Source organism: Halarcobacter sp. (genome assembly GCF_963676935.1).
GTDB lineage: Bacteria > Campylobacterota > Campylobacteria > Campylobacterales > Arcobacteraceae > Halarcobacter.
This window is the reverse complement of record NZ_OY781470.1, coordinates 1,914,916-1,941,896: the sequence shown is the minus strand read 5'-3', so window position 1 is coordinate 1,941,896 and position 26,981 is coordinate 1,914,916. Positions and strand designations below refer to the sequence as shown.

General features: G+C 26.1%; 23 protein-coding genes. 9 read left to right on the top strand and 14 right to left on the bottom strand.

Annotation, left to right across the window (positions count from 1 at the left end):
• Positions 1-174 precede the first annotated feature (174 nt).
• On the top strand, positions 175-2,394 hold the full coding sequence (locus ACKU4C_RS09545; protein ID WP_321311643.1) for a hypothetical protein: 2,220 nt from the start codon (positions 175-177) through the stop codon (positions 2,392-2,394).
• Between the two features lie 181 nt (positions 2,395-2,575).
• Here the strand turns inward: ACKU4C_RS09545 and ACKU4C_RS09540 are convergent, their stop codons facing one another.
• From ACKU4C_RS09540 to ACKU4C_RS09525, 4 genes are all read right to left on the bottom strand, one after another.
• On the bottom strand, positions 2,576-3,079 hold the full coding sequence (locus ACKU4C_RS09540; RefSeq protein WP_321311642.1) for a M48 family metallopeptidase: 504 nt from the start codon (positions 3,077-3,079) through the stop codon (positions 2,576-2,578).
• 9 nt (positions 3,080-3,088) lie between these two features.
• A complete protein-coding gene (locus tag ACKU4C_RS09535) occupies positions 3,089-4,810 on the bottom strand; it encodes an ABC-F family ATP-binding cassette domain-containing protein (protein WP_321311641.1) in 1,722 nt (573 codons plus the stop codon).
• A 208-nt stretch (positions 4,811-5,018) separates the two neighbouring features.
• Positions 5,019-5,225, bottom strand: coding sequence for a hypothetical protein (locus ACKU4C_RS09530; RefSeq protein ID WP_321311640.1), 207 nt, complete (start codon positions 5,223-5,225; stop codon positions 5,019-5,021).
• Between the two features lie 100 nt (positions 5,226-5,325).
• On the bottom strand, positions 5,326-7,005 hold the full coding sequence (locus tag ACKU4C_RS09525; RefSeq protein WP_321311639.1) for a protein adenylyltransferase SelO family protein: 1,680 nt from the start codon (positions 7,003-7,005) through the stop codon (positions 5,326-5,328).
• A gap of 431 nt (positions 7,006-7,436) precedes the next feature.
• On the opposite strand from ACKU4C_RS09525, the gene ACKU4C_RS09520 reads away from it, so the two are divergent.
• Both ACKU4C_RS09520 and ACKU4C_RS09515 read left to right on the top strand, forming a co-directional pair.
• The gene (locus tag ACKU4C_RS09520; RefSeq protein WP_321311638.1) at positions 7,437-7,715 is read left to right on the top strand and encodes a hypothetical protein; all 279 of its coding nucleotides are present in this window, start codon (positions 7,437-7,439) and stop codon (positions 7,713-7,715) included.
• Between the two features lie 53 nt (positions 7,716-7,768).
• Positions 7,769-8,161 carry a hypothetical protein gene (locus tag ACKU4C_RS09515; RefSeq protein ID WP_321311637.1) on the top strand — a complete coding sequence of 131 codons (393 nt, stop codon included), beginning with the start codon at positions 7,769-7,771 and terminating at the stop codon, positions 8,159-8,161.
• Between the two features lie 22 nt (positions 8,162-8,183).
• On the opposite strand, the gene ACKU4C_RS09510 is transcribed toward ACKU4C_RS09515, so the two are convergent.
• A complete protein-coding gene (locus tag ACKU4C_RS09510) occupies positions 8,184-8,678 on the bottom strand; it encodes a redoxin domain-containing protein (RefSeq protein WP_321311636.1) in 495 nt (164 codons plus the stop codon).
• A gap of 118 nt (positions 8,679-8,796) precedes the next feature.
• Between ACKU4C_RS09510 and ACKU4C_RS09505 the strand changes: the two genes are divergently transcribed.
• Both ACKU4C_RS09505 and ACKU4C_RS09500 read left to right on the top strand, forming a co-directional pair.
• Positions 8,797-9,099 carry a hypothetical protein gene (locus ACKU4C_RS09505; protein ID WP_321311635.1) on the top strand — a complete coding sequence of 101 codons (303 nt, stop codon included), beginning with the start codon at positions 8,797-8,799 and terminating at the stop codon, positions 9,097-9,099.
• A gap of 658 nt (positions 9,100-9,757) precedes the next feature.
• A complete protein-coding gene (locus ACKU4C_RS09500; RefSeq protein WP_321311634.1) occupies positions 9,758-11,644 on the top strand; it encodes an NAD(+) synthase in 1,887 nt (628 codons plus the stop codon).
• Positions 11,645-11,670: 26 nt separating this feature from the next.
• On the opposite strand, the gene ACKU4C_RS09495 is transcribed toward ACKU4C_RS09500, so the two are convergent.
• The 4 genes from ACKU4C_RS09495 to ACKU4C_RS09480 all read right to left on the bottom strand — a co-directional run bounded on the left by ACKU4C_RS09495 (position 11,671) and on the right by ACKU4C_RS09480 (position 16,140).
• The gene (locus ACKU4C_RS09495; protein ID WP_321311633.1) at positions 11,671-14,145 is read right to left on the bottom strand and encodes an FtsX-like permease family protein; all 2,475 of its coding nucleotides are present in this window, start codon (positions 14,143-14,145) and stop codon (positions 11,671-11,673) included.
• Positions 14,139-14,801 (bottom strand): ABC transporter ATP-binding protein, encoded by a 663-nt coding sequence (locus ACKU4C_RS09490; RefSeq protein WP_321311632.1) that lies wholly within the window; start codon positions 14,799-14,801, stop codon positions 14,139-14,141. The genes ACKU4C_RS09495 and ACKU4C_RS09490 overlap by 7 nt, the downstream gene beginning before the upstream one ends.
• On the bottom strand, positions 14,801-15,397 hold the full coding sequence (locus tag ACKU4C_RS09485; RefSeq protein ID WP_321311631.1) for an arylesterase: 597 nt from the start codon (positions 15,395-15,397) through the stop codon (positions 14,801-14,803). The genes ACKU4C_RS09490 and ACKU4C_RS09485 overlap by 1 nt, the downstream gene beginning before the upstream one ends.
• A gap of 71 nt (positions 15,398-15,468) precedes the next feature.
• On the bottom strand, positions 15,469-16,140 hold the full coding sequence (locus ACKU4C_RS09480) for a hypothetical protein (RefSeq protein ID WP_321311630.1): 672 nt from the start codon (positions 16,138-16,140) through the stop codon (positions 15,469-15,471).
• A gap of 164 nt (positions 16,141-16,304) precedes the next feature.
• Here ACKU4C_RS09480 and ACKU4C_RS09475 point away from each other — a divergent pair, with 164 nt between their 5' ends.
• Together ACKU4C_RS09475 and ACKU4C_RS09470 are read left to right on the top strand one after the other, a co-directional pair.
• Entirely contained in the window at positions 16,305-17,111 is an 807-nt protein-coding gene (locus tag ACKU4C_RS09475; protein ID WP_321311629.1) for a DnaJ domain-containing protein, read from the top strand.
• 9 nt (positions 17,112-17,120) lie between these two features.
• Positions 17,121-17,723, top strand: coding sequence for an RraA family protein (locus tag ACKU4C_RS09470; RefSeq protein WP_321311628.1), 603 nt, complete (start codon positions 17,121-17,123; stop codon positions 17,721-17,723).
• Positions 17,724-17,740: 17 nt separating this feature from the next.
• Here ACKU4C_RS09470 and ACKU4C_RS09465 read toward each other — a convergent pair whose 3' ends face one another.
• The 5 genes from ACKU4C_RS09465 to ACKU4C_RS09445 all read right to left on the bottom strand — a co-directional run bounded on the left by ACKU4C_RS09465 (position 17,741) and on the right by ACKU4C_RS09445 (position 23,287).
• Positions 17,741-20,170: an ABC transporter substrate binding protein gene (locus tag ACKU4C_RS09465; protein WP_321311627.1), complete on the bottom strand. Its 2,430-nt coding sequence runs from the start codon at positions 20,168-20,170 to the stop codon at positions 17,741-17,743.
• Between the two features lie 160 nt (positions 20,171-20,330).
• Positions 20,331-21,200, bottom strand: a complete 870-nt coding sequence (locus ACKU4C_RS09460; protein WP_321311626.1) for a DMT family transporter — start codon at positions 21,198-21,200, stop codon at positions 20,331-20,333.
• A gap of 15 nt (positions 21,201-21,215) precedes the next feature.
• Entirely contained in the window at positions 21,216-21,611 is a 396-nt protein-coding gene (locus tag ACKU4C_RS09455; RefSeq protein WP_321311625.1) for a rhodanese-like domain-containing protein, read from the bottom strand.
• Between the two features lie 62 nt (positions 21,612-21,673).
• Positions 21,674-22,003, bottom strand: coding sequence for a hypothetical protein (locus tag ACKU4C_RS09450; RefSeq protein ID WP_321311624.1), 330 nt, complete (start codon positions 22,001-22,003; stop codon positions 21,674-21,676).
• A 90-nt stretch (positions 22,004-22,093) separates the two neighbouring features.
• The gene (locus tag ACKU4C_RS09445; protein ID WP_321315861.1) at positions 22,094-23,287 is read right to left on the bottom strand and encodes a GGDEF domain-containing protein; all 1,194 of its coding nucleotides are present in this window, start codon (positions 23,285-23,287) and stop codon (positions 22,094-22,096) included.
• Between the two features lie 265 nt (positions 23,288-23,552).
• Between ACKU4C_RS09445 and ACKU4C_RS09440 the strand changes: the two genes are divergently transcribed.
• The gene (locus ACKU4C_RS09440; protein ID WP_321311623.1) at positions 23,553-26,405 is read left to right on the top strand and encodes a transporter substrate-binding domain-containing protein; all 2,853 of its coding nucleotides are present in this window, start codon (positions 23,553-23,555) and stop codon (positions 26,403-26,405) included.
• A 25-nt stretch (positions 26,406-26,430) separates the two neighbouring features.
• Entirely contained in the window at positions 26,431-26,967 is a 537-nt protein-coding gene (locus tag ACKU4C_RS09435) for a hypothetical protein (RefSeq protein WP_321311622.1), read from the top strand.
• Positions 26,968-26,981: the final 14 nt, after the last annotated feature.

Sequence of the window (26,981 nt, the reverse complement as noted above, 5' to 3'; positions counted from 1 at the left end):
TTATGTTAATTATCAACATAAGAAATTTATTTGAAATTTTTTATAAATGTAAAAAGTTGACCTTTATACATAATTTTTTTTATTAGGTTTATTTGTAGCCAAATTATAATTTTAAACTATTGCATAGTATAATAAATAAATAGTATTATTTATTACAATAAGGATTAGAATAGAATGTTATTTACAGAACGTGACTTACTTGAAAAGACAAAATTTATATCCTCTAAGGCAATCAATGTTATTAAATATCAAGAAATTTTTGATAAATATAATTATCACAACTTATTTAATGTAATTAATAATATAGATTTAATTGTAGAATTAAAGAAGATTGATAAACAAAGAATACAAAAACATATTGAAAAAATATTTTTAAAAATAGAAAAAGATTTTTATTTATTTTTAGGAAAAAATAAAATGAAAAATCTTTATTTATATTGTAATAATTTTACTGAAAAAGAATTATATACATTAATTGAATTAATAATAAGAGTAAAATATAAAAGTAATTCTGATAGAAATTTAGACATTATGCTTAAACGTTATGGTTTAAATAATTCATCTTTAGAAACACTTGAAGATATTGGACTATATTATGGTATTACACGAGAAAGAGTCAGACAAATTTCAAATGATATTATAATTAGACTTTCTGAAATATTATTATCCACAAGATTTAAAATATCTAAATACTTACATGAAAAATTATTTAAATTGAAATCTTTTTTAGATTCAAATGACTATCTCATTACAGAGACTTGTTTGTTTGATTTTATTAATAAAGAGTATATTGATGTAGACAAAAATTTTATATATTTTTTAATAAATATTCTAAATTATGAAAATGTAGTAAATCTTGTTGAGTACAGTGGAGAAAAAGAAAAAGGCTTATGGATTAAACGTAACACAAATATTCATCATGAGAGAATTAAAATAATAACTTCTTCTTTCAACAAAATACTTAAAAAAGAAGATAAAATAGATAAGTTTAAATTTATTGGAGATGTAAAAAGGGAGATAAATAATAGAAAAGAAGATAATGAACTAATTTTATCTTTACTTAAAGTATGTACTGATTATGAAATATATGATTCACATATTGAAAGAAAAATTGAATATTTACCTAAAAAAGAACAAATATTTAAAATTATAGAAAAAAGTAAAGAACCATTACATATTAAGGATATTTGTAAAACTCTGATGAATTATGATAATAGTGTAACTCAAAGGTATGTATCTTCAATATTATCAAATGATAATAGGTTTTGTAATATAAGTAAGTCAGGAAGATGGTTTTTGACAGAAGATAATCACCAGAATATTACAATTAAAGATGCAATAAAAAAAGTATTAGAAAATGGAAAGATATTGAGTATTGATGATATCTATAGTGAGGTATCAAAAATAAGATATAAAACAAAAAAAAGAAGTTTAATAACAAATTTATATAATTATGAATTATTTGAAAATATAAAAGAAAATCATTTTGCATTATTTGATGGTAAAAATTCTAAAAGTATTGAAAAACGGAAAAAGAAAATTGAGGAATCAAAATTTGACATATTAAATTATATAAAAAAAGAATTAACTGAAGAAATCACTTTTCCTAAATTAATTTTAAAAATAAAATCAGAATTTGACTATAGTGAACAAGCTATTAGAAATTTTGTACTAAGGCAAGATAATCTTATAAAAAGAAAACACTTTGGTAGAATATATATAATGTATTCTGATGAAAATAAAATTATTGAAAAAATTACATTACGAGAAAGAATTCAAGATGATGTAAGGAGCATACTTTACTCTAATCCAAATACTCCTTATCGAAAAAAATATTTGTATGATGAAATTTCAAAGAACTTTAATTGCAATAAAATTACATTTTATAACTATTTGAGAGAAATGACAGATATTAAGCATTGGAGAGAAGATATAAAGAATTACTATGTAATGTATGAGTATTCTAAAGATTCAAATTCAATTGATATTTTAGATAAAAATATAGATGGAATAAAAGACAAAGTCACAAAAGAAAATCTTTATGATGTAAAAAATTATTTAACAGTTGAAAAAATTGATATAGGCATATATAAACTTTCTATTCAATTTGAAAAGACAATAAAAAAATTTCTTGAGCTTTGTAAGGAAAAAAAACTGTATGACATTACAAATAAAGATTTGAAATCTTTAGTAAATATGATAAATTATATTGAAAAAGAAGGAATTGTTAGAAAAGGTTTTTATCTTAATATCTTAAGGGAAGAAAGAAACAACATAATGCATGATGGAATTACAACTTCAAAAGAACAATTATTTTTTAAGGCTCATTATTTTGTTCCTTTATATTTTGATAATATTTTATTTTTTGAGAGGAAAATAGAAGATATAACTTAAAAAAGTTTTTTTGAATTTTTTACAATGAATAACTTATGTGAGATGCAATTACTATAGTAAGGTTTATGGCATAATTCTTTTTCTAATTCATTGATTATTTAGTATGTGTATTTGTAATTATCTTTTGCTGTTAATTTACAAGATAATACATTTCTTATCATTATTTATTTAGATTATCATCCTAATACAACTTCCCAAACCTATCAACATAAGTAAGATAAACTCTCAAATCAAACTCATACTGATGATAGTTTGGTTCCATAAAAGTACATAGTTTATAAAAGGCTTTGTCGTGTTGTTTCTCTTTTATGTGGGCTAATTCATGCACTACAATCATTTGTAGAAACTCTTGGGGTACGTTTTTGAAGATTGAGGCTATTCTTATTTCGTTTTTGCTTTTTAGTTTTCCACCTTGAACTCTTGAGATGAATGTGTGTAAACCTAAGGCATCATTTATTACATTTATTTTTCCATCATAAACTACTTTGCTAAGTGGTAAAGATTTTTTTAGGAATTGATTTTTTAAATCTATTGTATATTCATACAAAGCCTTGTCACTTTTGTATTCATGACAAGTTTTGTATTTGCTTAGTAGATATTTGTCTAGCTTTTTTTCATCTAGTAGTTTTTGTATTTGCGAAACATACTCTTTTGGGTAGTGGGCTAGATATTTTAGTTTACTCATTTTTAGATTTTAAATCTCATCTAGCTTTTTTTGAAACTCATCATTTAACTTTTCAAGTTGTTTTAGTAACTCTCTTAGTTCTTGCTCACATTTTGCTTTTTCTGCACCATTTAAAGCTTCAATCTCTTCTATTCTTGTTCTAATAGGTTTTGTTGCTTGACTTTTTTGGGTTACGATTGCTGCTCTTAGTTTTTTTATCTCTTTTTTATTTCTTTTTGGTTTTTCTACTTTTTTTTCTTCAACTGCATCATCTTCCCAACCAATTTTTTCTAAGAACTCATCATAAGTTCCGTTAAAATAGTCAGCTGAATCATTTGTAAATACAATCAATCTATCACATACAGCTCTTAATAACTCTTCCGAGTGAGTAACTATCATACAAGAACCAGGAAATGCTTTTATTGCATTTGTAAGGGCATCTATAGAGTCTATATCTAAGTGGTTTGTTGGCTCATCTAGGAAAAGTAGGTTTACATCTTGGGCTATGATTTTACCAAGCATTACCCTTGATTTTTCTCCCCCTGAGAGAAGTGAGATTTTTTTCTTTGCATTATCTCCACTAAACATCATAAGACCACAAATGCTTCTAATAACTGCTTCTGGTAGTTTGTGATTTACACTATAAATCTCATCCATGATTGTATTTTCTTGGTTTAGATGTGAGATATTTGTTTGACCAAAGTGACCAAATACACAAGATGAGTGAAAATCTACACTACCACTTAAAGCCTCAAGCTCTCCTGCTATAGTATTAAGTAAAGTTGATTTACCTTTACCATTTTTTCCTATGATTCCTATAGTTTCACCTCTTGATAAAGCAAAAGTGATATCTTTGAAAAGAATTTTATCAGGTGTATAACCAAAAGATAAATCTTTTACTTCCACCAAAAATTTAGCTGCAGAATCTTTATAGTTAAAATCAAACTTTAAATTTGCATCATAATCCAAATCTTCTAAAATATCCATTTTCTCCAAGATTTTAACTTTTGATTGAGCTAGTGTAGCTGTTGCTGCCCTTGCTTTGTTTTTAGCAATAAACTCTTCTAAATCTTTTATCTTTTTCTCTTGGGCAATTTTTTGTTTTTCATGGTGCTCTTCATTTGCTAAAATTTGTTCATAAAATTTTCTTGTTCCACCTTGAATCATAAAAGCACTTTTTCTTACTATTCCTAAAGTATGTGTACAAACACTATCCATAAAATCTCTATCATGAGTGATTAGGATAACTTCCCCTTGGAAGTTTTTTAAAAAATCTTTTAGCCATCTAATAGACAAAATATCCAAATAGTTTGTTGGCTCATCCAGTAAAAGCATATTTGGTTCAGTTAAAAGTAATTTAGCTAGGTTAATTCTAATTTGATAACCACCTGAAAAAGATTTAGGATCTTTGTCTAAATCCTCCATAGTAAAACCTAAACCAAAAAGTATCTTTTCAGCTTTATAAATTTCATATTTATCCTCTTCACTTAAGGCAAGAGCTGTTTCATTTATCAAAGTTTTTTCAGTGAAGTCAAAATACTGTTTTAAAGCACCTATTTTATAGGCTTTAGGCAGTTTTATCTCTCCACTATCTTGATGTTCCTCACCCAGTATAAGTTTAAAAAGTGTAGATTTACCTGTACCATTTCGCCCCACAAGACCAACTTTGTCTTTGGCATTTAATCTAAGATTTAAATCTTTATATAAATCATTTGTTGGATAACTTTTTGAGATGTTAACTAATTCAATCATGGATTCTTCTTTGTATGTTTTTTGAGTTTGGGATTATACGGTATGATGGGTTATAGGTTTATAAAGTGAGGATAGTTTTAAATTTGAAGTTATTTAACAAGTTTTTTTAGTCGTCGATATATTGTTTAATTTATAGAAAAAGAGTTTGTAAGATAAAGACATAGTTGTTATACTATATCTTTATGTTTATTAAAATTTTTATTAACGCTTACGCGATTTGTTTTTTATATTGATTTATTGATTCAAAAATTGTATCCCAAATCTCTGATATTTCTAGTACACATTGTCTATTAAATAGGTTTGAAACACCTTGTGCCATTTCATTACTATCAACTTCATATTTGATTACTTTATCACTGAACTTAACTACTACATTGTTATCTTGAAATGTAGCTTTATATTTGCTTCCAATCATTTTAATCCCCATATTTTTTATAATACAAATAATAATAAAATGATATAACAAGATAGTCACCAGAAAGTAACAAAAAAGTTTAAAATTTAAACATTTTTGTTTATGAAGAGCAACTCACGTGAGATATCCCAGCTATTCCAAAAAAGTCTGTTGGTTTTTTTCTATAATATTTTTCTTCTATCTCTTTTGTTTGTTCGTCATATGGATTAGTCATGATTTCTTGTAACTCTTGAATTAAATCATAGTTTCCATTTTCGGCATTTTGATATGCTGTTACTAGATGCCATTCTCTTAATGTATATTTTGGATTTGTTTGTTTCATATTTATTGAAACAGTTTTTAAATCTTCATCTAATTTTTCTTTCCAATTTTTTAACCATTTATTCCATGCTGATTTTATATTTTCCTTTTCAAAACTATTATCATAAAAAGATTTTGATATACCATTTATATCTTCAGGGATATTTGATAACTCTCTAAAAAATATAGTATAGTCAATAGGATTTTCCATTAAAAGATTGATTAACTCATTAAATATTTCAAAATCAAATTTATCAAGTCCTAGTTTTGAAGCCCACATCTTTTCTATCTTTGATTGCATTATATTTGCGAAATCGTTTTCAATACTTTCCAATTGTTTTAAACTATCAGGTGTAGATTTAAGTAAAGGTTTTAAGGCACTGCAAAATGATTTAAAGTTTTTTTGAGCTGCTTGGGGTTGATTGAAAAATGAAAAATGCATCCCTCCACCAGTCCATGGTTGATAGTTTGGATCAAACATATCAATAAATCCAAAAGGTCCATAATCTAAAGTAAATCCACCTGCCGCACAGTTATCACTGTTGAAATTACCTTGACAATATCCTACTCTTATCCAGTTTGCCACAAGTGAAGTTAGTCTATCTTGATAGTTTTTTGCTAAAAGTAATACTTTCTCTTTTAGGCTTAATTCTTGATTGATTATTTCACTATATTCTCTATCAATTAGATGTAACACAAGCATCTCCAACTCTTTTAAAGCATCTGGATGTTCATCTTTTCTAGCTCTTCTTCCAAAAAGTTCAAGTTGTCCAACACGTATAAAAGATGGGGCAACTCTTGTTGTAATTGCCACATCTTCTTCTATCATAAGCTCAGGGTCTTTTGAGTAAGAATTATCTCTAAACCAAGGTCTACTTACTTGCTCTTTTTTAGAAGTGAAAAGAGTCAAAGACCTAGATGTAGGGATTCTTAGTTTATACATATGCTCTTGGGCTAAAAACTCCCTAACACTTGATCTTAAAACTGCACGTCCATCTGCACCTCTACAATAAGGGGTTCGACCTGCTCCTTTTAGTTGAAACTCCCATCTTTTGCCATTTAAAACTGCTTCTAAAACTGAGATTGCTCGTCCATCTCCATAGCCATTTCCTGTTTGAAAAGGGCATTGGGCATAATATTCTGTACCATAAATAGAAAGTGCATATCCCGTTGCCCAACCTGTATCTCTTATTTGTTCAGGTAGATTTGAAATATCACCAGAAAACATCTTTGTAAAATCTTCAGATTTAATTAAAGTTTCATCAAAACTCAATTCTTCAAAAAAAATTTTACTATGTGAAATATATATTGGTTCTTTTAAAGCAGTTGGCTTCACATTTACATAGTGTCCAGAAAACACCTCTCTAGGAAATTTATTGTCTGAATTATTTTTTTCATCAGGGTCTCTATTAAGCTTTTCTATAAAAGAATAGTTAGTATATTTTGTAAGTTCTTCAAATGTTTGTATTTTTTCTTTCATTTTTTATAATCCATTAATTTTTATATATTTAGACTTTTAACATAAGTACTTGAAAGGTATAGAAAAAATATGATTTAAAAATATTTATTAAGTAAAAAATAATCATAAATAAAAGTGTTACTTAAACTATTATCTATATTAAATTTTTAACTTATTATTAAATACAACTAAGATAAATTTTGAAAGGATGTTTTTTTATTGGGTGAATTGGAGGGATTATAATGGTTTCTTTGCTTCATTTACATGTCATTACATTAGTCGTGATTTACATAAATGTATTGATTTTTAAAAAAAATATTTTAAATAACTTAGGTTCCAAGTATTTTTTTATAAATTATATTTACCATAATCACAAGAAAATCAGTTGCTTCCTAATAACTTATCCTTTTTTTATTATTTTAATTTATTATTTGCAAGAGAATATATTTTTAGTGAGCTCATTTTTTATATCTATTCTTCATGTTTATTTTTTATATGAGATAATTTCTAAGAAAAATATAAATAAAAGAGAAGCCTATATAGCTTGGTATAAACAAAATGTCACCCATAGTCTTTCTATGCATTCTTATGATATTTCAAAAAAAGATTTCACTTTTTTAAATGAAAGATTAAATCTTGCTATTTTATTTAAATTTGAAATTATTTTATACCTATGCATAGTAATAGAAAGTGAAGTTATGTATGAGCTTATATCTTATTTTCGTCCATGAAATAAAATTTATGCTAAAATTAACCCTTAATTAATATATTTGAAGGTGTTTTAGTGTCAATTTATGCTTTACAATCATTAGCAGGTGGATTTCTAGATGAGGATTTAGAACATTTTAACAAACATTTTGATGACTGGTGTATTCAGTTTGAGAGTTATGAAGAAGCTATGGATATAGTACAAACTCTTGAAAATCAAGAAACAATAGATGTAGTTGAAATAACGCCCTTAAGTTATCCAAAGTATTTTTTTAATTCTTTACAAGGTACAGTTTACACAACAAGACAGGTTGAAGATAAAATCATCTGTGTTATAGAGCCCTTTATTGGTTCTAGTTTTAGAATTGCAATATGTGATTTAAAAACAAAAAATGTGAGATTTACAAAAACAACATACAAGAGTATTCCAAGTATTGAAAATGCTTTTGCAAATTTTGATGAGATATAAAATTTATTAATAAAAAAATATCTTACTTGCTCCACCACAATTTAAGTTTTAGATTAAAACTTGAAGTATATCCAACATCAGTAAATTTAAGATTTTTATTTTTATCATAAATTAGTGTTGTTGGGTAGGCTTTTACATTGAATCTATATGCAAAGTCATTGTAAGTATCATCTACAACTTTAAAGTTTAGATTGTTTTCTTTTAGATATTTTAGTATCTGTTCTTTTGTTCCTGATTGACTTGCTATTGTAATAACTTGATAATTCTTTGATAATTCATCTATTGTTGGGGATTGTAATTTACAAATAGGGCACCATGTAGCCCAAAAGTAAACTAATGTAGGTTTTTCTTTATCTAAAGTATAACTTTTGTCATCAATTAGTTTAAAGGCGTCATAGGGAAGATTTTCTTTATTTAAATCTTGCGATTTATAGTAACTAACTATATTTAGGGCTATTATTATAAAAATTGAGTATTTAACTATCTCTTTAATATATTTTTTTATTTTTTCATTCATAATGCAATTTTAGCTTGTGGTTTTTTTAATATTACTTAGGAAAAAGTTTTATTTAAAATTTATATATTACAATATGCAATCTATTTACATTATGTAATATTAATGGTATAATTCTTTTATGAAAAAATCTATACCCAAATTAGAAGTGTTAAGTGATTCGCTTAACTCACATATGACTTATTATAAATTTAATAAAATAGATATTCATCTATCTAATAACTATCGTAAGGGTAGGATAAATGCTGCAAAATGGCTCAATGATTTAGTTTTTTATTATATACAAAAGGAAGCAAATCTTATTGAAGAGTTTAAAGAACATATTCAAAAACAGAAAAAAGAGTTATCTTCTTTGGATGAAACAGAATTTAAACAAGGTTTGTTTGATGAACTTAATATTGTTGAAGAGATTATAAGTAAGTAGATAAAAAAGGAAAAAGATGTTAGATATAGTTTTTTATTTTGTTTTTTTTATCTTTTTAATTTTTACATATAGTTATATTAAAGAGAAAAAGACACAAAAAAATAAAATCCCTTTTCATAAAGAGAGACTAAAATAGGTGTCATAAAAAAATGGTATAATAAATTAAGGATTAAAATTGAGTATAAATAAATATATAAATAAACTTTCAAATATCAAACTTGAAAAAAATCATAGAATTATTTTAATGCTTATATATGCCATCATCATGTTTATTTCTATACAAACTCAAATGGGTTTAATCACGTTTATACTCCTATTTGTAGTGGCTCCTATAAGTATATACTTTTATGTAAAAAAGTTATTTCCTAAAAAAGATTGACTCTCTTGTTAATTATTCATTAATATATTATTGCACTTTTATTAACTTAGGTAGATTATAATTTTAATATAACAAGTAAAGGAAACGCGAATCCTTTTTGTAAAGTTAAATATGCGAAGTTTAACATTTAGTCTCCGAAATTTTAAAAGGCTCTAAAGGAGCCTTTTTTTATGCCTTATTATTTCAATTTATACAACAAAATCCATATTTTTTAAGTTAATTAAAATAACAAAGGATATAATCTATCTTATAAAACTAAAAATGAGGAAAATCTAAAAGATGTATGGTTTTTATAGGGTAGCTTCAAGTGTTCCAAAAGTACAGATTGCAAATACAGATAAAAATATCCAAGAGATAATCAAAATATTTGAACAAGAAAACAAAAATGAAAGTTCAATTGTACTTTTCCCTGAACTTTGTATCACTGGATATACAGTGGGCGATCTTTTTTTAAATCAAAACTTATTAGATTCTCAATATAAAGCACTAGATAAATTGTTAGAAAAAAGTAAAGGGATATCAACTATAGCAATTGTTGGAATAGTAGTTTCTTTTGAACATAGACTTTATAATTGTGCAGCAGTAATACAAGATGGAACTATTTTAGGGATAGTTCCCAAAAGCTATCTTCCAAATAAAAATGAATTTTATGAAAAAAGATATTTTCAATCAGGGCTTAGAATTAAATCAAAAACATTAAAACTTCTAAATCAAGAGATCCCTTTTGGAGTTGATTTATTATTTTCAGATGAAAATAATATAACTTTTGGAATAGAGATTTGTGAGGATTTATGGTCAATTTTACCTCCAAGTAATCAAATGGCGATAAATGGTGCAAATATGATTTTTAATCTTTCAGCAAGTAATGAACTTGTTGGAAAATCTTCATATAGGCAAGAGTTAGTAAAAACACAAAGTGCAAGATTGGTTTGTGCTTATGTTTATAGTTCTTGTGGAGTAGGGGAGTCAAGTTCTGATACTATATTTGGTGGAGATGCTTTGATTTGTGAGTATGGTTCTACAATTGCAAAAAGTGACAGATTTGCTTTAGAAAATCAAACAATAAGGGCAGATATAGACCTTGAAAAACTTATTTGGCTAAGAAATCACGAATCATATTTTGGAGATAGTATTCCAAGTGAAGTTAGAATCATAAAAATTAACTCAACACCAAAGATATCAAAATTGGATAGATATATAGACAAACACCCTTTTATACCATCAAATGAGAAGATGAAACAAGAGGTTTGTGAAGAGATTACAAATATTCAAGCCCATGGATTAATCAAAAGATTAACTCATATAAACTTAAAAAAAGTAGTTCTTGGTATCTCAGGAGGTTTAGATTCTACCTTAGCTTTATTAGCTACTTATAAAGCCTTTGAGATTTTAAACTTAGATGTAAAAGGGATTATTGCTATTACTATGCCAGGTTTTGGAACCACAAGTAGAACAAAATCAAATGCAATAAAACTATGTGAAGCTTTAGGGGTAACTATAAAAGAGATACCAATTTCTGAAATATCTTTAAAAGAGTTTGAGGCTTTAGGGCATGATAAAGATATTCATGATGTAACCTATGAAAATGTTCAAGCAAGGGCAAGAACATCTATTCTTATGAATTTAGCCAATAAAGAGGGTGCAATAGTTATAGGAACAGGGGATTTAAGTGAGATAGCACTTGGTTGGTGCACTTACAATGGAGACCATATGAGTATGTACTCTTTAAACAGTGGGATTCCAAAAACTCTTATCTCATATCTTGTTGAGTATTTTACTTATAAGAGTGATATTAAAGAGGTTTTAATAGATATTTTAAATACACCTATCTCACCTGAACTTCTTCCCCCTGATAGTGATAAAATTTCACAAGAAACACAGAGTATAATTGGACCATATGAACTACATGACTTTTTCTTATATCATTTTATAAGATATGGTGCAAAACCATCAAAAATACTATTTTTAGCCGATATTGCTTTTGAAGAGTATTCAAAAGATGAGATTAAAAAATGGCTTGATATTTTTATAAAAAGATTTTTTACTCAACAGTTCAAAAGAAATGCTATGCCAGATGGTGTGAAAGTTGGAACTATTAGTCTAAGCCCAAGGGCAGATTGGCGAATGCCAAGTGATGCCAGTTTTGAAGAGTGGTTAAAGTATTAATAGAAGCAGATTTATGTGTTTTACTCCTATTCACCAAAAAGGATATTCTCTTTTTGGTGAATAATTTTAGAAGTAAATATATTTACAACCAATAAAGTCAATATTGGAATAAATAGAAAGTAAAGTACTAAAATATCTGCTCTAAAATCCCAATATGATTCAAATAACATATCACTTACAAAATATGAACCCACACTTCCTAAAATTATTCCTAAACTACTTGCGCTAAAAGAGATAAGACCAAACTCTAGTAGAAATGAGTTTTTTATAGTTTTGTTTTTTATCCCTATCATTTTTAGTCTTAGTATATTGTTTTTTTGTAAATTCATTTGGTATTGAATAATTATAAAACTCATTAATAAACCAATAGTAATAGAGTACAGACTCATCTTATCAGTTATAGATGTTACATCTTTAACAATATTTGAAAAAGATTCAAAAAGACTCTTTACATCTATTACTGTTAGACTAGGAAAAGTATCTGTTAGTTTCAAAAGCATTTTTGAAGCATCATAATCTCCTTGTGAGATTGTAGCCAAGATAGTATTTGGAGCATCATCTATAGCACCTTTTTGAACTATTAAAAAGAAGTTAGGTGTAAACTCTATCCAATTTACAGATCTTATGTTTACAACTTTTGCTTTAAGCTCTAAACCTAATACATCAAAGATGACACTATCTCCTAATTTTATCCCTCTTCTTGAAGCATACCTCTCTTCTACACTCAACTCTATTGGTTTAGAAAAATCATTAGAATCATAGTCTCCACTAAAATCTCTTCCCTCAAGTAGTTTTTCACTTTTTTTTAGGGAACTTCTATATGATAGATTTACAGCAGCATCTCTTGAATTATTTTCTTCTAAGTCTTTTTTTGGTTCTTTACCATTTATTTTGATTATTCGTGCTCTTATCATAGGTGCTGTATTTTGAAGTTTTCCACCTAAACTTTGCACTTGTTTTTCTATATCTTTCAGTTGTTCCTCTTTTGCATCAATTACAAAAAATCTTGGTCTGTCATTTACACTTTTTGTTAAAGCATTTGATAGTGAAGAGCCAACTTGTGGAATAAGACTAAAAAATGTAGTACAAAGTAAAATGGCAGAAAAAAGTGTTAATGAAGTTCTTTTTTGTCTTGTTATATTTTTAATAGCAAGTGATAAAGCAAGGTTTTCTATATGCCCTGAAAAGTCAAATTTTTTAAGTATATATGAACCAATAACAAAAAATAAAGTTATCAATAAAAGTACTGTTAATGCAAAGAAAAATCCTATATATTTTGCTGGAGTTACAAAATGTGATAATATAAGTAAAAACACAATAAATGGAATAAAACTTATAATAGTTTTTGAAAATTTTCTTTTCTCTCTTTGAACTAAAGGGAGTATCAAAGGTAATCCAATACTAAGACTAAGTATAAAAAGTATCAGTGCAGATTTTAGGAAAAACATATAATCAAGTGAAAAATCAAAATTAAAGTCAATATATTTTTGTATAAATGGAGCAATAAATTGTGAACTTAAAGTTATAAATGAAAATACTATAACACTTGAAATTGCTATTAAAACAAACAGATGAAGAAGATAAGTATAAATAAGATTTTTTTTACTAACTCCTATATCACTTAAAATAATAATATCGTTTTGATGTTTTCTTAAAAATCCAGAATATAAATATATAAGTCCAACTAAACCTAAAAAGAAAGAGATTAATGAAACAAGTGACAAAAAGTTTGTTAAAAAGTTTAAAACTCTAAGGAGTCTATCTCTTCCATCGTTTGGAGATAAAACCCTAAGTGTTCTATCAAATTGTTTTTCTAAACTCTCTTCAAGAAGTTCAAGTTCATCATTTGTAAAGTTTTTTTCAAATAAAAAGTTTAGTTTATATCTGGCAGTTGAACCAAATTTTAATAGTTCACTTCGTTTTAGAGCTTCACTACTTAAATATACCTTTGGCATAAAACCACTAAAACTAATAGTTTTTAAAGAGTCTTCATCTATAATTTTTTTAATAATATAATTTTGACTTCCGATTTTTAAACTATCACCTTTTTTTAATCCAAGTAAATCAAGTACTTCTTGATAAACCCAAACTTCATTCTCTTTAGGTAAAGCTTGCTTTTGTGGATAAGTTGATTTATCTTTAAATACTAAACCACCATAAAAAGGGAATTGCTCATTTATCTGGACAACTTCCATTAATCTTGCTCTATTTTTAGAAGCAACCATACTAACAGTAGAAATTCCTTCATCATAGTTTTTTATATTTGGAAGTTTATTTTTTATATTCTCTTTTTGTTTATCACTTATTGGAAATCTTGAAGATATTACAATATCTGCTCCAAGCAAGGTTTTTGCTTTTGCATCTAGTGAGTTATCAATACTTCCTTTAAAAAATTGTAAATAAGATAATGAAGCAATAGCCAAACAAAAGTTCAGTATAAATATCAAACTAAAAGATTTTGAGCGTTCTAGTGCTTTTTGAACTAGTTCTACTATTAACATCTTGTTAAATTTCCTGATACTAGCTTATATGTCTCTTCACACCTTGCAGCCACATCTTTTGAGTGAGTTACTAATACTAAAGTAGTATTGTTCTTTTTAATTAGTTCAAAAAGTTTATCCATAACGGCAATGCCAGTTTCCTCATCCAAATTTCCACTAGGCTCATCAGCTAAAATTATCTTTGGGTTATGAATAAGTGCTCTAGCTATAGCAACTCTTTGTTTCTCCCCTCCACTTAATTGTGAGGGTAGGTGGTCAATTCTATGTTCTAAACCTACACTTTTTAAAAGTTCAATTGCTTTTTCTTTTGGATTTTCTATACCACAAACTTTTGCAGGGAGCATTACATTTTCTAAAGCATTTAGATATGAAACTAAATGAAAATTTTGAAATACAAAACCAATATTTGTTGCTCTAAAATCGTTTATTTGACTTTCATTCATATCTTTATATGAAATATTATTAAGAACTATATCCCCAGAGTTTGGTTTAATAATTCCAGAGATAAGTGAAAGTAATGTTGACTTTCCACTTCCTGATTTTCCCATTATTGCAACTCTTTTGGCTTCTTTTACCTGGAAATTTAAATCTTCAAATATCTCAACAGTATGTGAACCTTGAATATAAGATTTTTTTAGCGATTTTATTTTTAACATTATAATTCATCCTTCAAGAATTCAAATACTTCATTTGCAATTATTTTATAACCTTGGCTGGTTGGATGTATTCCATCTGCTTGATTTAACTTTTGTATCCCAGCTACATCTTTTAGTAAAAAAGGCATAAATTTTAAATTGTATTTATCTTTTACCTCAATAAACATATTTTTAAAATCTTTTCTATATTCTACTCCATAATTTGGTGGTAGTAACATCCCTGCTAATAATACTTTTGCCCCAGATTTTAAAGCTTCATCTATGATTTTTTCAAGGTTTTTTTGACTCTCTCTTAGGTTTAAACCCCTTAAACCATCATTTGCTCCAAGGGCAATAAAAATAATATCAGGCTGTGTTTTTAAATACCACTTTAATCTTGATAAACCATCACTTATAGTTGAACCACTTACTCCGCCATTTATTGCATTTATATTTTTATTTAATCTTTTTTTTACTAATTCTTCCACTAAGTGTGGATAGGCTTCAGTTTTAGACACTCCAAGTCCTTCTGTTAGAGAATCACCTAAAAATAGTATTGATTTTGCATATATAAATTGAGTAGCAAGTATGCATAAGATAAAAATTATTTTTTTCATATTTTATCTTATCTAAAGAAAAATAGGATGTCAATTTGATTTTGCTTATTTATTATGATTGATAATTAATTTTAGTATTGTTTAATTATATTTTTTTCATAAGTTTTTAAATTATCATATTTATAAAGAAGTTCTTGGTATTTTAGATAATTATCATTGTACAAAAATGAATACTTATCATCTTTGTCTTTGTATCTGTCATATTGGTCTTTTGAGCTACTAGACAAGGCAGATAAAAAATTTATAGAATTAATTTCAAGTAAAATTTCATCCAAGTAGTCTTGAGGTATTTTTTCTGCTCCTTTAGTTGTTATTACAGAGTTTACCTTGTATGAAATATAGTTATGCAAAATGTCACTTAATGAATTTTTGCTATTTAAAGAACTAAAATATGAGTGTTTGTCATTGTAAGTATCGTATAGAAAACTATAGCCTAATTCAAAGGGTTTTCCTAATACAGTATTAAATAATACCTCTCCTAGATATCTATCATCTGTAAACATTGTAGCAAGTTTTAGATTTTTTGCTTTTTGTTTATCTTCTTCATTAGTATATAAAGTTTCTATTTCTTCTAAGCTCAGACTTTTTATATTTTCATATGTAAAATCAGTACTTTTTTGTGAATTTTCTTCTTGTTTTGAAGTGAGTAAAGAATCAATAAAAGAGTTACTGTTTGTAGGAGTCTCATCTTTTGTATTATATTTATTTTTTAATAATATTTCATTTATATTAGATGTTATCATATTTATAACCTTTTGGCTCTTATTCTTTATATTTTATCACAATTTATAAAATATAAAAAGTTTGTTCATAAGAATATATATTGCATATATATTTTTATGAGTATAGAATCTTTATTAAGTTTAAGAAGATATAATTTACAATATTAATGATTTATGGATAAAAAATGAAACTAAAAAAATGGATATTTATAGCAGTATTCTTGGTGATATTTTATTATATCTTTATAGTAAATATATTTCTTACTCTTTCAATAATATTTGCTCTTATAGTTGCATATAAACTATATAAGTTTTATGCCAAAATGAAACTAAATAAATTAGTAACTTCAAAAGAAAAATTCAGAGAAAGTGAGTTAGGTCACTTTATAGCTTTAACTGCAAAAGTTGCAAAGGCTGATGGTAGAGTACATGAGCTTGAAGCTCAGCTTATAGGAATGATGTTTGATGATATTTCTAAAGTTTTTAATGAAAAAACAAAAGCTAGAGATATTATGAAAGCAATTTTCAATGAAGAGAAACAAACTATTGATGACACAAAAGATATAGCTAAATCTTTAAATGAATTACTTGGAAAAAGTATAATAAAACGTAGACAATATGTAAGTTTTTTAATTCAGTTAGCATATATTGATAGTGGTATAAGTAGTGATGAAGAAAAACTTTTAAGAGAAATAGTACAAGAGTTGAATATCCCAGCTGATGTTTATGATACGATTGTAAATAGCTTCGAAAATAAGATGAAAAATAGAAATCAAACTATGGATGCTTCAGAAGCTTATAAAATCTTAGGTGTAAAAGAAACTGATGATATGAATACTATCAAAAAAGCTTATCGTAAATTGATACGTCAATATCATCCTGATATTATAAGTTCACAAGAAAAAGATGAATCGTATATGGAAGAAGCAACTGCTAAAACCCAAGAGATAAATCAAGCCTATCAAGTTATTAAAGATATAAAGAAAGTATAAGGAATATAAATGGATTATAAAAAGTTTGCAGAGCTTAGTCCTTGTGATTATGCAGGACCTTTACAAAGAGAAAGTTTTATGGATGCAGGTATAAAAGAGTTATGGACTGATATTCCAAGAATTGCTGGGCCAGCTTTTACTGTAGAGATGGTTGCAGGTGATAATTTAGCATTACACAGAGCAATTTATGAAGCACCTAAAGGTTCAGTTATTGTAGCTCAAACAAACTCTATGGATTATGCTGTATCAGGTGGAAATGTATGTGCAATAGCACAAAAGCTTGGAATTGCTGGGTTTATTATAGATGGTGTTGTAAGAGATATAGGTGAAGTTAAACAAATAAAATTTCCAATTTTTGGTAGAGGTGTTATTCCAATGCCAGGAATTAAAAAAGCAGTACTTCCTTTAAATACTCCAATAGTTGCAGGTGGTATAAATGTATATCCTGGAGATATAATAGTTGCAGATGAAGAGGGTGTTGCTGTAATACCTAAAGAAAAAGCTGAAGATATTTATTCTGATGCAAAACAAAGAGTTGAAGAAGAAGCTGCAATGGGCTTAGAAAAATGGGCAGAAAATCATCGTAAGAAAATAGATTCTTTTTATGAATAAAAGGGAATTATCTCCTTTTATTCATCTTTAAATTTCTCTCTAATTACTAAGAACTCATCTAAATGTTCAAAAAATATATTTATTAGTTTAGGATCAAAATGTTTACCTTTTTGTTCTTTAAATAGTGCAAATATTTTTTCATCTTCCCAAGCTTTTTTATAACATCTATCACTACCTAAAGCATCAAATACATCAGCTAAAGCAGAGATTCTTCCATAAATATGAATATTATCACCTTTTAAACCTCTAGGATAACCACTTCCATCATATTTTTCTTGATGTTCAAAAGCTACAATTGCTGCTGTTTTTAGTATTGGTCTATCTGAACCTCTTAACATCTCATAACCAATTGTTGTATGAGTTTTCATAATCTCAAACTCTTCGTCTGTCAATTTACCAGGTTTTTTTAGAATATTATCTGGAATCGCAACTTTTCCTATATCATGCATAGGGCTAGCTTGTTTTAGTATTTCAGCTTCTTCCTCTTCAAGTCCGTAGTGAAGTGCCAAAAGCTTAGAGTATTCAGCAACTCTTTTTACATGTTGTCCTGTTTCTTTTGACCTAGCTTCTGCTATTGCACCCATTCTAAATACAACCTCTTTTTGAGTATCTTTTATCTCTATATTTAATTTTTCAATCTCATTTTTTGCTTGTTCCATTTGTTTTTTTGCTGTTATATCTTGGCTAATTGCTGTATAATTTATGAAATCTCCATTTTTATCGTATTCAGGAGTGATAATAGTATATAGAGTAAATAACTCTCCATTTTTATTTTTATTTAGAAGTTCACCACTCCAGATTTGTTTATTTGAAATTGTTTGTATTATGTCTTCAAGGGTTTTATTTGATATTAAATTTGTTGTTAAGAATGTGTGTGTTTTACCAATAAGCTCACTTTCATTATATCCTGAAATTTCACAAAATGCTTTACTCACATATATAACTCTGCCTTTGATATCTGTTTTAGAGATAATTACATTTTTATCAACTGTTTGTAGTGTTCTATTAAGTTCATAAGTTAAGGCTTTTGATTCTGTTATATCAAATATCACACCTACAATTCCTGCCATTTCTTCATCATGGTAGAATAAGTTTTTATAAAATTTTAAATCTTTTATCCCTTTCCCATCTATATTTGAACTTGATTCATATACTTGTACTTTTTTTGTATGTAATAATATATCATCTTGTTCATGGAAATATTTAGCAGTTTCTAAATCAGTTAAATCATAGGCTGTTTTATTTAAAATTTCATCTTTAGGGGTATTAATTAGTTTTTCAAAGGCTTTATTACAACCAATATACTCTTTTTTTAGATTCTTATAGTAAATAGGAGTATTGACATTATCTATTAAATCTTGTTGAAAGCTTAATTGTTTTCGTATAAAAACTTCAGCTTTTTTTCTTTTATTTATATTTATTAATAAGGTAATTATATAAACTATTAATAATACAAAAATAACGATTGTTGTAATTATCTCTTTGATATATAACTCTAGAGGGGATAATTTTTTATTTATAAAAATGCTATCATTTGGAAGATTATTTATATTAATATTAAATTTTTTTAATTGGGAAAAATCAAAAATATAAGTATTTGGACTTTCAACTAAAGGGTGTAAGTTTTTAATATCTACACCATTTAGAATCTTTTTAGCCATTTTTGCCGCTTCTTTACCTTGGGAATAACCATTTACAATATATCCACCTATAATACCTTTTCCTAATAAACCTCTTGCTGTAGTATAAACTGGAACATTTATGTAGTCTTTTATAAAATTTTTTAAATTAGAATGGTCTAAAAATTTATCATCTTTTGTTTTGTAAAAAGCATTGTGAAACACTACACTGTTTTTTGGTAAAACTTTTAGCTTAGAAATTAATTCTTTCATTGTTAGTTGGTCTAAAAATTCAAAAGTAATATTTTTATTATATTTATTAATTACTTGTTGCATCTGTTTTTTTACACTTTTCCCAGTAGGTGTAGAATCTACTAGATTATAAATAGTTTTTGTTTTTGGGTGAAGTTTAATTATAAGATCATAGTTTCTTTTTATATCATTTTTTTCAGGAACTCCTGTAAAGTTTTCATAATCTTTTATTTGTTCTTTTTTAAAATTATTTACTCCTGAAAAAACTACTGGTGTGTTTCTAAATAAAGATTGGTTGTATTTTTTTAAAAAATTGAAGGCATTATTGTCTGAAGAAAGAATAACATCAAATTTAAGATTTTTGTATTTTTCTTGATATACATTTTTTAAGTTATTAAAGTGAATCTCTGAATTATATCTTTTTGTATCCATATATTCTATGTAAATATTGTATTGGTTTGGGTCATTAAAAACTGATTTTATACCACTGTTTATCTCATGTGTCCAAACAGATGAAGGATGGTAGGAGTGCAATAATAATACATTTGGTTTGGCTTCTAAAAAAGAACTGCTCAAGCAGATAAAAAATAAATTCAGGACGAATACTCTTAATAATGAAAAAACTCTCATGGCATCCCCTTTATAAGAATTTTTTATAGTATAACATTAATTTAGCTGAATTAATGTTATGTTAATAAATTCGTTTCTTATTATTAATTATAGCTTAAATCTTAGATTATTTTTTCTTCATTTTGATTATATTTGGTAGAGCATTTATAAATATGGCACAAACTACTAAAGTTCCACCAATTATTGTCATTTTGGGTGGAATTTCATTTAGAAAAATCCATAACCAAATAGGTGCCATAGTAGTTTCAATTGTAGTAAAGAGGCTAACTTCTGCTGAGGTTATATATTTTGTTGAGATAAAAATAAAGTACATAGCAAATGGAATTTGAATAAACCCCATAATACTAAGCCAAAACAGAGTTTCTAAAGAGATATCAAATATCTTATCATTAAAAGCAAACATAACAGCAGCTACAAGAAATCCACTAAGAGAAATTATAAGCATTGTAGGAAAATGAGCATATTTTCTTAACATTGTTAATTCTAACCCCATAGTTACAGCTAAAGCTACTCCAAACATATCTCCTAGGATATTGCCAGTTATGGTAAAAGAGTTTCCAAATACTATAAAAACTCCTATAAAAGATACTACAATAGCTAGTAATGTACGCTTTTGAATCTTCTCTTTTAGTAAAAAGTAGCTAAATATTGCAGCAAAAAAAGATGAAGTTGCTAAAAGTACAACTGTATTAGCAGCAGCTGTATATTTTACAGAAAATACAAACAAACAAGTACCTAAAGCTGAAAGCTGGATAACAAAAGCAAAATTCATAAACTCTCTTTTATTTACAGGAAGCCATGATTTATTACTACTTCTTTTAAAAAGAATTAGCATGCTTATTCCCATAAAAAGACCTCTATAAAAAGAGATAACAGAGGCATCAACATTTGCAAGTCTTACAAGTAGCGCATCGAAGCTTATTATAAAAACTCCCAATGCAGCAAGGAGCATCCCTTGAATTCTAATATCTTTCAAAATAATCTTTCTGTACTATTTTTGAGTGTTTTTATTATTTTTTAACCATGATTTAATACCATGTTCTAGATGAAAAACTTTTTTATATCCTAATTTATTTGATAAAAAGTTACCAACAACACCTGTTCTATTCCCAGATCTGCAAACTAATACAAAAGGTTGATTTTTATTCTTTACATATTTTGAAAATTCTAAAAGCCATTTTTCTACATCATATTTTCCAGCTTGATCAAAAAACATAATTTTTTTACTTGTTGGAACTACTCCTACCTCTTGCCATTCTGGTGGAGTTCTTATATCAATTACAACTATATTTTCATCTATTTTATCTTGAAGTGTTTTAGGTGAAATACCTATAAAATCACTAAAAGCTATGTTAATTAAAAAACTAAATAGCAAAATTAATCTCATAATAAATCCTAATAATTATTAATTTTGAAATAATATCTTTATATAGTTTAAAAGATATAGAATTAATCTATAGTTTCAATATTTACAAGTTCAATCTGTGCACAATCTTTTTTCGTAAGTTTTCTTGTTTTTGCATCTTCTTCTGCAAGGGTAATTAGATCTGCAAAATCATTTTTATCTACTTCTAATTGATATAATTCTTTTTGTGTTTCTATTTTTATTTTTGAAGCAAGCTCCTTTGTAAAAATATCAATATTTCTGATTCCTTTTGCAAACTCACTTTTTATAACCTTAGAAACTTTCTCATTTTCTAGAAGTTTTTGAAGAGTCAATTCTAAGTTAAAATCGTTTTTACATAATATTTTGTAAGTTACTATCATTTTACCATCCATCTATTTTCCTTTATTTATATAATAAACAAATTTTAACATCAAAAAAAGATTAATAAATAAAATATTACAAGTTGTAAGATTTACTAATAATTAGTCAATAACTACAGTTTGGTTTCTTCCTAAATCTTTGGCTTTGTAAAGAGCTTCATCAACTTTTTTTACAAACTCATTTAAAGAGATCTCTTTTTTAGGAATACCTAACCCTATACTAACAGTAAGTTGATATTTTTGCATCATCTTTGAATATTTTAAATTTGTATGTAGTTTTTGTGCAAGTTGAAGACCACTATTTAAATCACTATTTGGATAGATTATTATAAACTCTTCTCCTCCCCATCTTCCCACAATATCCGTTAGTCTTGTAGAATCTTTTAATATTTGTGAAAACTGTTTTAATACTTCATCACCTTCTTGATGTCCATATTTGTCATTAATCTTTTTAAAATGGTCCAAATCTAACATTAATAGGGCAAAAGATATGTTGTTATTTTGAAAACTATTATAATGAACTTCTAATTCCTTATCAATTTTGTATCTATTGTAAAGTTTTGTAAGTGGATCAGTAATAGATTTCTTTGAAACCTCTTGATACTCTTTATGCTTATCTTTTAAAACATTTTTATATGCAATCAGAATAGGTACAATAGAGATTAAAAAAAGTAAAAATGATAAAAAGGTTTGGATTGTATTTTGTTTTAATAACTTATTTACATATGAGATATCCATATCAACACCTACAACATATAGATTTCCATTGCTTGTTTGTATTGGAAGTACAATTGATCGATAAGTTCCCCATCTATCACTAAATATAGGAACATAAAACGGTTTATATATTTTATTTGGGGCAGTATAATCTGTACTTAAGTGTTCAAAACTATTTTTTAAAGTTTCACTTGCATCTGGGTAAGGGGTGAAATAACGAACTTCTGTATGAGTTTTTACCTCTTTATCTAAAGCACTTGAACTTGTAAGGTAGTGAATACCATTTTTTGCTTTTATTACTGTATAAAGGAATTTTGTTCCTAGTTGGTTGTTTAATTTGGTTAGATTTCTAATATTTCGATTATCTTCTTTTTCACTTATTGAATTATCATTTGTTGCTCTGTCATGGAAATCATCTTCTAAGACAAAAGGCACAGCAACTGCAGCTGAGTATAGTTGTTTATCTATTTGGGCAATTAAACGCTCTTTTTCATAAGAATAATTCCAAATTGAATAAAGTGTTAAAATAGTAATGGTAAAGCTTACAGCAGCTGCCATTTTTATAGTTTCACGTTTCATTTGCAATAAAATATCAACCTTTCAAATTATTTATATAATGATTATATACTTATTATCATTATATAACTATGATGTATATTAATAAGCTAAAACATTTTATTGATTATTTATAAATTAAAGCTTTAAAAAAAATAATAATGTAAAATAAAAGTCAAAAAAAATTAAATATCGATTGTAGTTATAATAAATTTTATTTTTTACTTAATATTTATTTGCATTAAAATAGAGTATTATAGATGTAAACTATAAAAAAGGCTTTTTTTTGTTGAAGTATATTATTCTATTTTTTATAACTATACATTCACTTTTTGCAAGTAGTTATTTAACTGATGAAGAAAAAGATTTTCTAAAAAAACATCCAGTTATAAAAGTACACAATGAACAAAATTGGAAACCTTATAATTTTAATAGAGATGAAAAACCTGCAGGATATACTATAGATGTTCTTAATATGCTAGTTAAAAAATTAGGAATAGAAATAAAATATGTTTCTGGTGATAAATGGTTTAACTATTTAACTATGTTAAAAAATAAAGAGATTGACTTAATCGGAAATATAACTAAAACAAAAGATAGAGAGAATTATTTACTTTTTACAAATAATACAATAATAAATGAAAAACCATTAATTTTTGCGAAAAAAGATAGAAGTTTATTTTTTGATTTATCAAGTTTAAATGGATATACAGTAGCTGTGGTAAAAGGTTTTTGGTATGAAGAACTTTTAAAAAAAGAATTCCCTAATATTAAAATATTATTAGTTGATGAACCACACCAAACAATAAATGCAGTGATAAATAATGAAGCAGATGCGATAATTGATATTAAACCAGTAATTGATAGTTTATTAGCTGAAAAAAATATTAATGAAATAATTGCAGTGGGTGAAGCTAAATTTAAACAACAAGAAGACATAAGTATTAAAATTGGCGTACGTAATGATTATCCATTGTTAGTTTCAGCTTTAGATAAAGCATTTGACAGGTCTTATGTTGAGATACAAAAAATTAAATCAAAATGGTTTGATAATAAAACTGAATTAGATTTACAAAAAAATTACGCTATCAAATTAAATAAAGAAGAAAAAAGTTGGATAGAAAATAATATTATCAATGTAGGTGTTGAAAGTTGGAGTCCAGTTGTATTTTTTAATAAAGAAACTAATTCTATAGATGGTTTTAGTGGAGAGATATTTAAAGAGATAGTCAAAAGATTTAATTTGAAAGTAAAATATCATGATAAACTTTTTCATGAGTTACTTAATGACTTTAAAGAAAGAAAAATTGATATATTACCAGATACTTATTTTACAAAGGAAAGAGATAAATTTGGACTTTTTACAAAACCATATTTTTATATAAAAGAGTTTTTATATGTAAATAGTCAAAAGAATAATATAAAAACACTAGATGACTTAAAAAATAAAAAACTAGCTATCATAAAAGAATATGGCACAATTTCTAAAGTAAAACAAAAATATCCACAAGTTAATATTGTTGAAACTAAAGACATAGAAGATTCAATAAATAAACTTCTTACAAATGAAGTAGATGCTTATTTAGATACTCAGATTGTTGTAGAAAATTATTTAGCAAATAATTTTATTGTTGGTATAAAAGGTATACCCCAAAATAGTTTTCCCTCTTCAAGCCTTCATTTTTTTGTAAATAAAGATAAACCAATTTTATTTTCTATAATAAAAAAAGGTCTTGAAACAATCGATATATTTGAGAAGAATAAAATAATTGCAAAATGGGTAACAAAAGTTAATGAGAAGAGTAATACACAAACAGTACTTAATCCTGAAAATATATCATATTTGAAAAAATATAAAACTTTAAAAATGTGTGTTGCTCCAAATTGGATGCCTTTTGAAGCTATAAATTCAAAAGGTGAGCATGATGGTATAGGCTCTGACTTTAAATCTATTCTTGAAAAAAAATTAAATAAATCAATAAAAATAGTTAAAACAGAAAATTGGAGTGAATCTTTAGCGAAAGCAAAAACAAAAGAGTGTGATATACTATCATTATCAAAAAAAACTCCAATAAGAAGTAAATATTTATTTTTTACTAAACCAATTATATCAATACAATATGTGATTGCAACAAAAAATAATCAGTTTTTTATTGATGATATTAATAATTTTAAAAATAAAAAATTTGCAGTTGTTAGAGATTATGCAGTTGAAGAGGATTTAAGAAGTAAATATCCTAAGATAAAACTTGAATTAGTCTCAAGTGTAAAAGAGGGACTTGAAAAGGTAAATGAAGGTAAAGTATTTGCTTATATTGATTCTGCACCATCTATAGCTTACGCAATGGAAGAAAATGGATTGGTTGATATAAAAATAGCAGGACAACTTCCTATTAGTTACGACTTATCTTACGGAATAAGAAATGATGATATCAAATTATATAATATTTTTGAAAAAGTTATACAAAGTATTAATGAGAAAGATATTAATAGAATATTTAAAAAGTGGGTTACAATAAAATACCAGCAAATTGTAGATTATTCTTTAATATGGCAAATAGTAATTGCAGCTGTATTTGTATTGTCTTTATTATATTATTGGAATAGAAAAATTGTAATAGCAAAAGATATAATTGAAAAACAAAATAAAGAGTTAGAAATATTAGCTACAACTGATAAATTAACAGGTGTATTTAATAGGTCTAAATTAGATGAATTATTGTTAAATGAAATTAATAGAAATCTACGGTATAGTCATGCTTTTGGTTGTGCTATTATTGATATTGACCATTTTAAACATACAAATGATACTTTTGGACATCTAATAGGAGATAAGGTTTTAAAAGAGATTACAAAAGTTGTAAAAGAAAATATTAGAAATACAGATTATTTTGGTAGATGGGGTGGAGAGGAATTTTTACTTATCTTACCAGAAATAGATAAAGATGGATTAGAACAATTAATTGAAAAAATCAGAAATTCAATTAGTAAATATCATATTGATAAAGTGGGTATAAAAACAGTTAGTATTGGAGCAACAATATATCAAAAAAATGATACACCAGATGTCATTATAAAAAGAGCTGATGATGCTTTATATAAAGCTAAAGATACCGGTAGAAATAAAACAATTATATATTAAATTTATAAATTTTATGGAGTAAAGAATGGAAGAAAAAGAGTTTTTAGATGAATTAGGATTAAAAGAATTGAAAAATTTTGTAAAAGAGAATTCCCATCTAATATATGAGTTTATTAATACTGAAATATTAAAAGATGTAGGTATTATGAACTCTAACTATTATATTAAACTTATTGATGATATATTTATTAAGCAAGATAATTTAAAGATAAGTAGAATAAATGTTGATTCAAATCTTTTCCCTTATTATATTTTTACACAAATATTTGGAAAAGGTAAGATGGATTACACCTCTTTAAGAACAGAAACTATAAATTTACATAAGTTAAATAAGCAAATATCAGTTTATTATAATTATGCAAGATTTTCTTTAGATGATGAGTTTTTATATATTGATTTAATGCAAACAAAAATAGGTGGTATGCCAATTGATGAAGATATTGTCAAATTTACAAAGAAAATACCTCTAAAAACTTTAGGTTTAAAAGAGTTTATTGATAAAAATATAGAATTAAATAATACTTTGATAAAAGTAAAAGAAAATATTGAAAAGATTCTTTAAAAAAGGCTAATTAA